This window comes from Paenarthrobacter sp. TE4293 (assembly GCF_050435325.1).
GTDB lineage: Bacteria > Actinomycetota > Actinomycetes > Actinomycetales > Micrococcaceae > Arthrobacter > Arthrobacter nitroguajacolicus_C.
Genome location: NZ_JBNJRY010000002.1, coordinates 343965 through 356120, shown reverse-complemented (window position 1 = coordinate 356120; position 12156 = coordinate 343965). Strand labels below are relative to the sequence as shown.

Genomic DNA, 12156 nt, shown 5'->3' with positions numbered 1-12156 from the left:
GACGTCGGAACGCGCCTTGGGTGTCGGCCGTTTAGTGACGTGTGGGCTGGGTCAGACCAGCGCGGTCATGACGTTCCAGCCTTCCCCGATCTTCTTCCTGGGTTCGAGGTGCCGACTGCCAACGCCAGGGTAGAGCCAGAGGTCTCCGTTCGCGTCGCGGGCGATGATCTGCGAATACCCTGGGTAGGTGCCGTCGAAGCGCCCGGTAGCGATGATGGCCGTCATGGCGTTCCATCCTTCGCCTACCTGCATCCGCGGCAGCCATCCACCCTTGCCGTCGCCGGGGTAGAGCCACAGCCGGCCGCTGGTGTCGCGCGCCATGACGTCCCGTTTGCCGTCCTCGTTGAAGTCGCCGCGGCCGATCAGTGCGGTCATCACGTTCCAGCCGACGCCGATTTGGACCCGTGGCTTCCATCCACCCTGGTGGTCACCCGGGTACAACCAGAGACGGCCCTCGACGTCGCGGGCGATGACGTCGGCACAGTAGTCGCCGTCGAAGTCACCAGGTCCCATGATGGCGGTCATGGCGTTCCAGCCAACGCCTACCTTGGTGCGTGGCTTGAGGTACCCGTAACCGCCGGGGTAGAGCCACATATCGCCGTTGGTATCCCGGGCAAGAATGTCGTCGTTGAACTCGCTTTGGAATCCGCCCGCACCAATGATTGCGGTCATCACGTTCCAGCCCTCGCCCATTTTGAAGGGGGGCTTTTTCCAACCGCCTTTGCCGTCGCCGGGATAGACCCAAAGGTCACCGGCTGTGTCTCGGGCCAGTACGTCGTGAAAGTAGCTGGTGTTGATGTCGACGTAGTCCCAGTTGTTTGCTGGCACGCTTGAAGCGCGTGTGCTCGGCTGGCCTGCCTGTGCTGGAAGGGCAGTTGTACCCAAGAGCATTGCCGCGGCCGCGGCCAGAGTTGTCCCTATGAAAAGTGGGCACCTACGATTTTCGGATGTTTTGTGGCAGGAATTCTTGGTCGACTTTGATCGGAACATCACTGTTACCCCCATTAGCAACATAGTCATCAATCGATTCACCGGAGCTTAGTCCTGTTGGGTGGCTTTTGTTAGGGGTGGCCGGGGGCCAGAGAGTCTCCGGCAAGCGGATGACGCCGCAGTCTGTTCATACCTGTGCATTTGGTTGCCACAAACGCACACCCCGCAAGAAACTCCTTGAGGAAACCCACTCAATGAGGAGCCCCACTTGCACCCGCAACCCATGGCCAGGCGTCTGGCAGCAATCGCCGCATCAGCGGCACTAACAGCAGCAGCACTGGCAACCGGAATCGCAGCCAGCCCCAGCGCAACCGCAGCTGAACTACCACCCCCGCCCACCGGCGTCGTATATGCCAGCGACGTTCCGTGGGCCAGCATGAGCAACGGTTGGGGACCGGCTGAACTGGACATGAGCAACGGAGGCCAAGCCGCGGGCGATGCGAATCGCCGTCCGTTGACCGTCGGCGGCACCGTGTACTCGAAGGGCATTGGTACCCACGCGGCGTCGTCCATTTCCTACAACCTTGGCGGGCAGTGCCGGCAGTTCCTTGCGCAGGTGGGTGTGGATGACACCCAGGCCGACCGCGGCCGAGTGGACTTCAAAGTCCTGGTGGACGGGGTGGAACGGTTCGCGGGGGAGCGGAAGGGGACGGACGGAGCCCTGCCCGTCAATGTGAACCTGCAAGGCGGCACCACGCTGCAGCTCAAGGTGGAGACCGGCCCGGAAGGGAACGGCAACGATCACGCCGACTGGGCCGATGCCAAAATCAACTGCTCGGACGCGTTCATCGCAGCACCGCTGCGGGTCGAGGGCTCAGCCGGGACCAACCTCAATGGGCTGGTCCCCGGGACGCCAGCTACCGTCGTCGTGCGTGACCTTAAGCCGCTCAGCCCCGTCAGCCTGAGCCTCCGGGGCGAAAAGATGGCCGACGCCGTTGCTGACGCCACCGGCGCGGCCGCCATCACCTTTGTGGTGCCAACGGGAGCTGCGGGCGGGACCACCGACCTGCTCGCCACCGGCACGGGGCCGTTCGATGTGGCCACCACGGGCAGGATCGGCGCGTTCATTGTGCAGATCAGCGATGCGAAGTTCTATGTGGACTGCTCCGCCGCTGTTTCCGGTAATGGCAGCCAGGCAAGCCCGTTCAATTCGATCGCCCAGGTGAACGGCCATGGCGCATTCAACGCTGGCGAGTCGATCCTTTTCCGGTCCGGCACTGACTGCACCGGTGCACTCACGCCGGCTGGCACCGGCGTCGCGAACCACCCCATCACGCTCTCCTCCTACGGTGACGGCGGTAAGCCGACCATCAACGGCAACGGCGCGGTTGCAGCCATCCAGATCACTAACGCCAGCCATTGGACGGTGAGCGGATTGCATGTGCTGAACCCGTCGGACACCCCGGTGCGGAGGGTTGGGATCCTTTTCGAGAACACAGGTGCGGCGCAGACTGCCGGGATTGTGGTCACGGGCAACCATGTGGAGGACGTGGCAGGGTGGCGCAATAAGGCGACGAACGGCGCTGGCTTTGCGCAGTCGGCCGGCATCATGGTGCGCACGTGGGGCAAGGGGTCGGTGGACGGGATCACCATCACCGATAACGAGGTCAACGACGCTGCCGGAGGTGGTGTGAAGATCTCCGCTCCCGACACCACTGAGCGCTACAACACCAAGGTGTACGTTGCGCGGAACGAGATCCATGACGTGGGCGGCGACGCGATCGTGATCCATAACTCTGACGCGCCGCTCATCGAGCACAACAGGGGTCTGAACCTCGGCCAAGGCGCACACCCTTATGAGGGCGGCAACTTCGCGGGCATGTGGCCGTACAACTCCAAGAACCCGGTGTTCCAGTTCAACGTGGTGGGCAACAGCACCACCTCCACGTACGACTCCACCGCCTGGGATTGCGACATGAAGATCGTGGGAACGTGCCTCTTCCAGTACAACTACTCCTACGGGAACGCCGGCGGCTTCTACCTCAACTGTGTGTCCAACTGCGGCGGCGGGGCAACGGCGGCCAACGTGGTGCTGCGTTACAACATCGCCCAGGACGACTGCCGTCTGGGCGGCAGCAGCAGCGGAACCGGCAAGCACTACATCTACAACAACACCTTCTACTGCCCGTCGCGCGTGTTCTTGGATGACATGACCGGCCCGCGTGAGGTGCGGAACAACCTGTTTGTGGCACCTGGAGGTGTTCTTAAATCCGCTGCTGCTGTGTATGCGAACAACGCGTACTTCGGTGGCATCCTCCCGCCCGCTGGCGAGACGGGGTCGGTGCTGGGCGATCCTTTGCTGGTTGCTGGTGGTTCGGGGCAGTCTTCGTTGGACGTTCCCGGGTACCGGCTCGCTTCCGGGTCGCCGTTGCTGGGTGCTGGCACTGTAGTAGCCGACGACGGCGGCAGGGACTTTTTCGGTAACCCCACCTCTGGTGTCGGTTCCGTCGGGGCTCCTGTTGGGGCGCCGAACATCGGTGCGTACCAAGGGCCTGGTGTTGCTGTTGCTCCTTTGCCTTTTGCTTCATTGGTGAATCAAACCTCCGTGGCTAATGCCGCTAATCCCCGGAATGGCGCTGCCACGTCTGACCGTCGGACGTTCTCTGAGGAGGCGTTGGCCGCGGCCGGGCTTGTGAGCGGTTCATCGTATTCGGCCTTTGGCGTCTCGTCCGTGTGGCATCCGACGGCTGTGGGGACGCCGGACACGTTGAAAGCTGCGGGGCAGGAGGTTGCGTTGTCTGGGCGGGGTCGGACATTGCTGGTGACGGGATTCTCCACAGGCAACGTGTCCTCCGGTGTGGCGACAGTTCACTTCACAAATGGGCAGAGCAGGACGGTGACGATTTCGCTGCCGAACTGGCGCACCGGCGTTGCTACGGATACCGCGGTGGTTGTTGCTGAGTCGGCGTATCACCAGCGGCACACGCAGGCTTACATCGGCGGACCGTCGACGGTGGTGCGGGTGGATGAGCCGGCCCGTGTCTTTGCCACGAAGATCGACATTCCGCCGGTATTCGAGGTGTCCAGTGTGACGTTGCCGCAGGGGAGTGCGTTGGTGAATGAGGGGCTGAACATCATGGGCGTTGCCGTGGGGAATGTTCCGCCTGGGTTGAAGTGAGCTTCTTGATCGGCTGAGGTAGGGCAGGTGTGGGATCCGCAGGGGACGGGTCCCACACTTGTTTCATTCTGCTTCGAGGCGTACTCATTCTTCGGCTTCCGCCACCTATTTCGGGACTAGCTGGCGTTAACCAAGACCTGATCGATGCGGTTGAGGAGGCCGGGCCAACCGTTGCCCATGCCCTCGATGGCCTGCCGTCCCATGGGTGAGTCCAAGTTGAAGCCGGCGTGTTCGAAGTAGAGCGTGGTCCCGGCGTCGACCGTTTTCAGCCTCCAGGTGATGGTGGTGTCCAAGGTGCCTTCGGCGAAGGTGAAACTGATGGACGTGCCGGGTTCGACCGTGAGGACTTCGCATGGCTGCTGGCCCCAACCGCCCATGTCCATAGTGAAGCGGTGGCCGACCACGGGTGCGATGTCGCCGGGTGCCCACCACCGGGCGAGGAGTTCGGGCGTTGTCAGTGCTGCCCACACTGCATCCTTGGGGTGCGGGAAGGTGCGTTCCAGACGGATTGCGTTGTCAGCCATGGGTTTCCTGTTCCGTAGATTGGCCGTCCAGTAGATCGGACAGGGCATCGAGCCGCCGGTTCCAATATTGTTCATAGTTCTTCAGCCATCCGTTGACCTCTTGGAGGCCCCGGGCCTCGAGATGGTAAATCCGCTGCCGGCCGTTCCGTTCTTCGCGGATCAGGCCTGCTTCTTTGAGGACGCCGAGATGTTCCGACGCTGAGGAGCGGCTGAGTTCCAAGTTGCCGGTGAGTTCGCCCGCAGTCAGGGGGCCTCCGAGGAGGTTGTCGAGGATGGTACGCCGCGAAGGGTTCGCGAGGGCTCCGAAGACATCGATGGGCACTGCTCGATCATATGTCGGAAATTTCCGAAATGACAAGTTGCTGGGAGGTGGCTGGCACCTAGGCAAGCTGTCTGAGCACTCATTTTCGGGTTGTTCAGTACCTAAATCGGCTGAAACAGCACCTAGTTTGGGGGATTTGGGTACCTAGTCCGGGTTTTCACGCACAGGCTGTGTGGGTCAAAGCAAGATCGTTCTTCACTAGGAGCAATCATGATCCTGAAGCGCATCAGCAAGATAGCAACAGCACTCGCAATTAGTGCCGGTTTGGCCCTGGGCGGGGTTGGCTCCCGCCAACGCATCTGAACCGATGAGCGTGCAGCAAGTGGCCGCCGTCGAAATTCCAGGCGAGGTGAACAGCCCGGCGCCGCCAGAGCCGGCTGGCCAGTACTACTCCTTCTGCACCAACTTGGGCATGTCGTTCAACTGGACCAGCAATGACCCTGCCAGCTGTCCGGGATACCTCGACGTGTACATTGGCGGCCAGCAGGTGGCTCCTTTGAACATCGGCGGAAGTCCGGGGTCGGTCCTTTGGAGCTGCGCTTTAGGCGTGGGAGTCAGTATGGTCACCATCTTCGCGCCGGGCGGTGCAGTTGTTGGGTGGGCGCTCGCTGGAACGTTGTCGAGCGTTGGGCTGACGCTCATGGGCTGCGCGGGTTGGTAGCCCCTTAATTAATGGAAATGATCTCGATGAATAAGACTCCATCGTCGTTGCAAGTCGTGATGTTCTTCGTGATGGCCGTCATCTTCGCAACCTGGCAGCCGTTCGTTTGGTGGCGGGGACTGGGTGCTGCTGTGATGCTAGCTGGTGGCGTTTATGGCTGGTGGCTTCTGTGGCGGAGCAAGCGTAAAGAGTCCAGCCAGGAACCTGGCGAGTTGGAATGAGCGAGAAATTGAGGATGGCCTGTGGACTGACGTCTGCAGGCCATCTTGTTGTTAATGGGTGTTTTCGTCGGGGCGAAGGCGATTCTGCAAATCGGGGTCACCGAAGCCGGACACGAATCCGAAGCCGTGTTCTCCGCTCTCCGGAGGGAGGTCGCGCTCCAGTTTCAGTGCCGTCGTGGGCGTGAACAGGGTTTTTGCGATTCCGCTTTCTGTTTCAAAGGTGAAGGAACCAAAGATTGTCGGGTCAACGCGGTGCCTGAGGAGGAGCGTTGTGTCCGAGCCATTCACCTCACATGCAACCGGATGATAGTCGTCCAGTTGTCGGCCCCATATGGGCAGGGAGAGTGGGAACGAAAGCTTGACGGATTCAGGAAAGGAAAACGGGATGCGATCAATGGAAAGGCTGAAATCATCGGCGCCATCCGTCTGAAGGGTAAGGGAGCGGGGGTCGAATGTTCTCGTCGGTCCGTCCGGCAGCTCCTTCGCAGACCACATGAAGGCCCTTGGGTGCACCGAAACTGCATGTCTCACCAAGTGGTCGCCGCTCTGGCAATACGAGGTGCCGGTGTAGGCGCTTGCCTGTCCGCCGCCCAGCGCTTTTCCAATTGCGATCGCCAGTTGCTCAGAGGAAGTGTCCACGCCTCATCCTCGCATGGGTGACGTACCCGCTTAGGAGGGGTCGCCGTCGTTGTTTGTCAGCAGGAACTTTCGCAGAAGGTTCGCCAACTGTGTCCGCTCAGTCTTGGATAAGCCCTCAAGCATCTTCTGTTGGTTCTCAACGTGGTGCTCCACTACGTCATCCACCAAGGCGAGTCCCTCGGGCGTGAGGCTGATGAGTAGTTGCCGGCGGTTCTCGGGGTTGGTCTCGCGATGAACCAGGCCGCGGCTTACTAACCGGTCCACTCTGTTGGTCATGGCCGCCGAGCCGATCATGGTGAGGCTGGCGAGTCGACCCGGCGTCAACGGCGCCTCGGCAGCCGACCGGCGCAGTGTTGCCAGGACGTCGAACTCCCACGGCTCCAGCCCGAACTGGTTCATGAATTTCTGCACGGCCAGTGAGGCGAGGCGACTCGCCCTGTTGAGCCGGCCCAGAACGCCCATGGAGCTGACGTCCACGTCGGGTCGCTCCTTGTTCCACTGTTCAAGAATCAGGTCTACTGCGTCGCGGTCCATCGTCCTCCCATGCTTGACCTCAAACAGTACAGGACTTACATTGTCTTACATCAAATAGTTCGACATCGAAATGTATGGAAGTGAATGATGAGCTCATCTGCAGCGGTTGCCAGCAGGGCGGGAGTTGGGGCGTCCAAGGCTTCCCCTCGAGACCTCTTCATCACCGCGCTCGCGCCGGTGGTCTGGGGCTCCACCTACCTGGTGACCACGGAGTTCCTCCCCGCCGATCGGCCGCTCCTGGCCGCAACCGTGCGAGCCCTGCCAGCGGGCCTCGTGCTGATGCTGGTCACCCGAACGTGGCCACGGGGGAGTTGGTGGTTCAAAGCTGCGGCGCTGGGCGCGCTCAACATCGGGCTGTTCTTCTTCCTGCTGTTTTTCACCGCGTACCAACTGCCGGGTGGGCTCGCTGCGCTGGTCATGTCCATCCAGCCACTGTTTGTGCTTTTCCTTGGTGTGCTGTTACTGGGGGAGAGGATCCGCATGGCGCACATCATTGCCTGCGCTGTGGGAGCCGCAGGTGTCGGCTTGCTCGTCCTGCGATCCGACGCGACGCTGACTCTTGTGGGTGTGCTCGCCGGGATGGCGGCGGCTCTGAGCATGGCGGCCGGCATAGTCCTCACCAAACGCTGGGGAAAGCCCGACGGCGTGGGGCTGCTTGGGTTCACCGGCCTGCAGTTAGCGATGGGCGGAGTCATGCTGCTGCCCGTGACGTTTGTGGTTGAAGGGCTGCCGGCGTCGGTGTCTGCGCCTAACCTGGCGGGCTTTGCTTACCTCAGCGTGATCGGTGCTTTGGCTGCCTATGCGGTGTGGTTCCGGGGGATCCAGCGGCTGCCGACGATGGTGGTGTCGTTCCTGGGATTCCTGAGCCCGCTCGTTGCTACTGTGCTGGGGTTTGTGTTCCTTGGGGAGTCGTTGTCGGGGTGGCAGTTGGTGGGTGCGGTGCTGGTGCTGGGGTCAGTGTTTTTGGTGCAGCGGGCGCTCCGGGAGCCTTCCGGGTCGGCAACTCCCCCAAAAGGCTGAGACGCTGAGGGATCGACGGAGCTGATGCTCGACTGCAAAAAGCAGGCGGTGGCGTCGTGCTGGGGACAAGTCAGAACAGCATGAGGATCTGCGCATACTCTCCTACGAACTGATATCCGCATCGTCCTGAACGTTCATGCCTAGCTTCTTGCCGTGCATCCAGAGGACGACGTCCATGGTGCGCAGTTGAGAAGTTTGCAGGTCAATTCCGGATTTTTTCCGTATTGCCGTCAGCCGGTCAGGGAGCCCGCCTCCATCGGTCAGAACAGTGTGCCAAGTCCGCCATTGAGTGTCATTGTTGTTCAGACCCATGAGCGGCCCCACCACAGAATCGTAGATAGGGACGAGGCGAGGGCGCTTCCGGGCCATTATCTTGCTCGCCGTGGTGGGCCCGATTCCCCACCGGTACGTGTCTGTGCCTCGTAGCAAACGCCAGAGCTTGTTGGCAGGACTCAGGGCACCAAGGACGGCTTCGTACTCGTCGGCCGAAACAGCTGCCAGATCCAAGCCGGTCGGAATCTCTTCGAGCAGCTTCGCAACCTCCGCTTCACGTGTTTCAAGGAGCCCGATTATCGCGGGAGGTGGTACTTGCACCGATAGGAAGGAAACGGCGAGGAGATCATCTGCCGTGATGGCATTTGCCACCTCAGCCCGCTCGCCTCCTCCGGCCCAGTCGTCGAAACGACTGCCGGTCTGAGGGATTCCGTGGCGGTAGAGCTTAGTGTAATACTCGCTGACGAGAGCAGCAGCCTCGTCTACGCGCGCAGGTGAGAGAATTTCCGGCAAGGCCATGGTCGAATCCTTAGTTTGCGTTGTTTGCAAGGTTTGCGGGCCGCAGAAAGGCTCCGTGGTCGCGCTGTTCAGCTTTCCTACTGCTTGGGCCAGTAGGTAAAGGCGCTAATGTCGCCACGCTTTTTGGGAGGCGTCCGATAGCCATACCTTCCCACGACCTGGTCGTGCAAGGGTCCGCTCAGAACAGGGTCCACGCTGAACCCACGGCGACCCGTTTCGGCGTCCAACTCCCAACTGCCCGGTCGGATTTGAAATAGGCCTCGCGTTACTCCGCGGTGGACGGCCACCACGTGTTTGACCCTCAGTCTCTCCACGGCTTTTGGATCGATACGCCACCATGCTCTCACCGAGTCGCCGAGTTCAGCCGCGATTAGCGACTTATCGGAGGCGCTCAGCCATTCAGTTCGGAAACCATAGCCAGCGCGCGTTCCGCCATCAGGTAGAGGTTCCTCCAGATCTACCCACTGCTTTAGCGTAATAAGTAGAAGAGGAGGAGTTTGAGGAGCAAGCTGAGGAGCACCGAATTCCGCCACTATATTCGCCAACGCTTCTATTCCATGGCCCTTCGAGGATTCGCGCCGCTCATTGGTCAACTGGTCGAGGTTGGCCAGCGGGTGTAAGTCTGGTGCCGGCTTCACTAAGAATGTCGACAAGAGATCTATGGCCGCGGCCTCCACCTGCGTGTACTCCGAGCTCATGCCATGTCGCAGTATCCAGATGTCTGGCTCGAATCCTGCCGCACGAATTTCCTGGATGGTTCGGATCTTGCGAGAATGCTCAACTGCCGATTCGTCCTCGGACGAGGACAATGCTTCTGCTTCGAGCCCGTGGTCGGCCACACGAGTCCGCGAACCTTTGCCTACGTAAAAGGGTACTGACGTTCTTGGATCCAGGAGCATGTATACATAGTTGCCCAAGTGCTCGGCCACCTGTTCCAAAACCTTCTGATCAATTTTCATCCACTGCCCTGTCTGTGTAGACCGCATCGGGGTCGAAGCCCAAATTGGTCAGCGTCTTGCTTATGACACTCCATACTTCCGCGGTGGCCGGTGACTGTTGCTGCATTGCAAGTGACAACAGAGTCCGACGCAGTTCAATCTCGTCCGTGCTGAGGCCTTGTGTGTATGCGGGAGCAAGCAGATACGAGTGGTCGTCGGCGGCGTATGCAGCTGTCATGTCCAGGAAGATTTCCATGTCGCGGCCGGCCTCTTGAATGGCTGCATCCCGTTCGTCCTTGCTTGTTGTCCCGTTGGGGGACGAGCCGGCCATGGGCAGGATGTCAAGTTTGCCGGACCAGACCAGCCGTTGGTGCGGCTCGTCAAACAGGCTAAGAACCGTGCCCATCTGCTGCCGTTCCGGGTCGTGGCTCGGCATGGCCCGTCGCACGTCGTGAACGATCTCGTGGAAATGGTCATCAGCAAGGCCAAAGCCGACGAACAGCAAGTGATGTGTCAGTAGGTGTGCTTTGACCAGGGCGGACAAGGCTGCGCGACTGCTGTTGAAGCCGAGATAGTCGTCCCGGGTTAGGACGATTGTGTCCGGTTTGCTGACTGAGCCATGGAGCTTCAACAGCCACTCGCCGCCAACGCTTGGGACATTCTCAGGTAGTACAGTTCGCGGTTGGTGGGCGTCAGCGCATGCCATCTCGAAGAGGCGATCGTAGTTGAGTGTGATGGCGCCAGTGGACGGCAAGGTTGCCAGGAGAGCCGGCGCTAGTCCATAACGAGGTAGATCGACGACGGTGGCCACGGCCTTCTCGAATTCCGCCCGGGAACCATGCTGATCGATGTACATCTGCTCGAGGACGCTGGCGTGGTCCAAGGGCCCAAGCCTGTCAAAGTCGACGTTCGAGGCGTCCTTTAGGTCAATGCCATTGCGAAGGCGCTCCAGAAGTTGGCCCCACGTAGGAGCACCCGCACTAACACTCACGCCGGCTCCCAAGAAGGGCACAAGGTGGCCGGCTTTCGCTTTGCCGCCTAGAGTAACGGCCTTGCCCTGAAGCTGCGGATTCAATGGTGTCCATCCGCGCCCCGCGGCTTGAGCTTCACGTCGAAGCTTTTGGGCGAGAGAGAAAGCGGCCCGATCTTGGAGGACCAGAACGATGTCCACCGAATAGCGCTCGCTGAGGTCTGAAACGCAATCGAGGATATCCCTTAGCGCAGTGCCAAGATGCCGTCCGGCACCACCGCCAGCAGTACCAAAAAACGGCATTGCCAGCAGGGGGTATGGTCTGTGCGAAGACGGCTCTCGAAGAGTGTCTCTTGCGGCTTTGACGAAAGCTTCCAGTCGTTCGGCTACGACCTGTGGTCCCCAAGCCATGTTGTTGGGGACCGCAGTGAGTACCGGGAGCGGCGATGTTTGATCCCAGTCCATGATGGCTTGGGCGAAGAGTCGGCCTGCGCGGAAGTCGTCTCCACATGACTCCGCCGCAAGGTGTTGAAGGTTTTCGTGGGCGCGGAGCCAATGCCGTCCAATGCTTAGAAAGGAATCCGTAGGAAGGAGCCAAGCATCGCATTCCAAGTTTAGGATGTCCGCCATCGTGACAAAAACATGGGGAGTGGTCATGAGGGCGGAGTCATCCAAGCTTGGGGTCTGAAGTGGGCGGGTTTGAATTTCATGTGAGGGCATTCAGGAGCCGCTCGAGGTTACGCTCAAAGGCGGCTTTGCCATTACCATCCGGTGCGGGGATGCGGATCAGGGGAGGGTGTCCCATGGCGGGCGTAGCAAGATCGCGCAATGCGTCGTAATAGGCGCGTTGTCTTAGCCTTCCACCGACGCCAAAGGCGGCGGCGGACTTTGTATGTCTATACTTATCTGCCGACGGTGAGTGGCGTTTACAGAGTGACGTATATTCCTTCACGTCAAAGCCCAGCGGCGACGCGTCAGGGTAGAAGCTGAAGGTCTGCAGTCGAAAGCTCGTGAAATGCTGCATCTCGTCGACTTCGATGAGCGTCCCAGTGCTTTCATGTATGAAGTCGCCAGGGAGTGGCGTCGTTCGTTTGGCGGACTGCTCTGCAGCATTGCCCCCAAGCGATTCGAATATTTCCTCTAACGGAATGGCAACATTGGAAGCGGAATCCGGTAGGCCAAAGTGGCCTCGTTGATTCAGCCACGGCTTCTTGTAACGGACGAGCCGAATACCGTGCTTAAGTGCAGCCTCAACAAACGCATTTTCGCAATCCCCAACTGGCATGGGCTCATCATAAGGTCATGGTGCTGTGACCCTGCCCTATTCGTATGGGATGGGCGGGTCTTTGTTCTTTGTCACTCCCACCCAATACCCTGGCGCAGTGGATACATTCAATGGGGGAACCGCAGGAAACAGCCTTCCGGAA

At 60.3% G+C, this 12156-nt stretch carries 13 protein-coding genes; 4 read left to right on the top strand and 9 right to left on the bottom strand.

Annotated elements, in window-relative coordinates:
* Positions 1–51: 51 nt before the first annotated feature.
* Positions 52–828, bottom strand: a complete 777-nt coding sequence (locus QF015_RS05000; RefSeq protein WP_429387458.1) for an FG-GAP repeat domain-containing protein — start codon at positions 826–828, stop codon at positions 52–54.
* Positions 829–1198: 370 nt separating this feature from the next.
* On the opposite strand from QF015_RS05000, the gene QF015_RS04995 reads away from it, so the two are divergent.
* The gene (locus QF015_RS04995) at positions 1199–4108 is read left to right on the top strand and encodes an NPCBM/NEW2 domain-containing protein (RefSeq protein ID WP_429387455.1); all 2910 of its coding nucleotides are present in this window, start codon (positions 1199–1201) and stop codon (positions 4106–4108) included.
* A gap of 116 nt (positions 4109–4224) precedes the next feature.
* On the opposite strand, the gene QF015_RS04990 is transcribed toward QF015_RS04995, so the two are convergent.
* Both QF015_RS04990 and QF015_RS04985 read right to left on the bottom strand, forming a co-directional pair.
* Complete coding sequence (locus tag QF015_RS04990; protein ID WP_429387452.1) at positions 4225–4632, bottom strand: SRPBCC family protein; 408 nt, start codon at positions 4630–4632, stop codon at positions 4225–4227.
* On the bottom strand, positions 4625–4954 hold the full coding sequence (locus QF015_RS04985) for an ArsR/SmtB family transcription factor (RefSeq protein WP_429387449.1): 330 nt from the start codon (positions 4952–4954) through the stop codon (positions 4625–4627). The genes QF015_RS04990 and QF015_RS04985 overlap by 8 nt, the downstream gene beginning before the upstream one ends.
* 307 nt (positions 4955–5261) lie before the next feature.
* On the opposite strand from QF015_RS04985, the gene QF015_RS04980 reads away from it, so the two are divergent.
* Complete coding sequence (locus QF015_RS04980; protein ID WP_429387447.1) at positions 5262–5615, top strand: hypothetical protein; 354 nt, start codon at positions 5262–5264, stop codon at positions 5613–5615.
* A 26-nt stretch (positions 5616–5641) separates the two neighbouring features.
* Entirely contained in the window at positions 5642–5836 is a 195-nt protein-coding gene (locus QF015_RS04975) for a hypothetical protein (RefSeq protein ID WP_429387444.1), read from the top strand.
* 51 nt (positions 5837–5887) lie between these two features.
* Here QF015_RS04975 and QF015_RS04970 read toward each other — a convergent pair whose 3' ends face one another.
* Positions 5888–6475: a hypothetical protein gene (locus QF015_RS04970; protein ID WP_429387441.1), complete on the bottom strand. Its 588-nt coding sequence runs from the start codon at positions 6473–6475 to the stop codon at positions 5888–5890.
* Positions 6476–6505: 30 nt separating this feature from the next.
* Complete coding sequence (locus QF015_RS04965) at positions 6506–7009, bottom strand: MarR family winged helix-turn-helix transcriptional regulator (RefSeq protein WP_429387439.1); 504 nt, start codon at positions 7007–7009, stop codon at positions 6506–6508.
* An 84-nt stretch (positions 7010–7093) separates the two neighbouring features.
* Between QF015_RS04965 and QF015_RS04960 the strand changes: the two genes are divergently transcribed.
* Complete coding sequence (locus tag QF015_RS04960; RefSeq protein WP_429387437.1) at positions 7094–8029, top strand: EamA family transporter; 936 nt, start codon at positions 7094–7096, stop codon at positions 8027–8029.
* A 102-nt stretch (positions 8030–8131) separates the two neighbouring features.
* Here QF015_RS04960 and QF015_RS04955 read toward each other — a convergent pair whose 3' ends face one another.
* The 4 genes from QF015_RS04955 to QF015_RS04940 all read right to left on the bottom strand — a co-directional run bounded on the left by QF015_RS04955 (position 8132) and on the right by QF015_RS04940 (position 12014).
* Positions 8132–8821: a DUF6308 family protein gene (locus QF015_RS04955; RefSeq protein WP_429387435.1), complete on the bottom strand. Its 690-nt coding sequence runs from the start codon at positions 8819–8821 to the stop codon at positions 8132–8134.
* A gap of 77 nt (positions 8822–8898) precedes the next feature.
* Positions 8899–9780 carry an LEM-3-like GIY-YIG domain-containing protein gene (locus QF015_RS04950; protein WP_429387433.1) on the bottom strand — a complete coding sequence of 294 codons (882 nt, stop codon included), beginning with the start codon at positions 9778–9780 and terminating at the stop codon, positions 8899–8901.
* On the bottom strand, positions 9770–11032 hold the full coding sequence (locus QF015_RS04945; RefSeq protein WP_429387431.1) for an SIR2 family protein: 1263 nt from the start codon (positions 11030–11032) through the stop codon (positions 9770–9772). Before QF015_RS04945 ends, QF015_RS04950 begins: the two co-directional genes overlap by 11 nt.
* A 403-nt stretch (positions 11033–11435) precedes the next feature.
* Positions 11436–12014: a DUF7255 family protein gene (locus tag QF015_RS04940; RefSeq protein ID WP_429387429.1), complete on the bottom strand. Its 579-nt coding sequence runs from the start codon at positions 12012–12014 to the stop codon at positions 11436–11438.
* Positions 12015–12156: the final 142 nt, after the last annotated feature.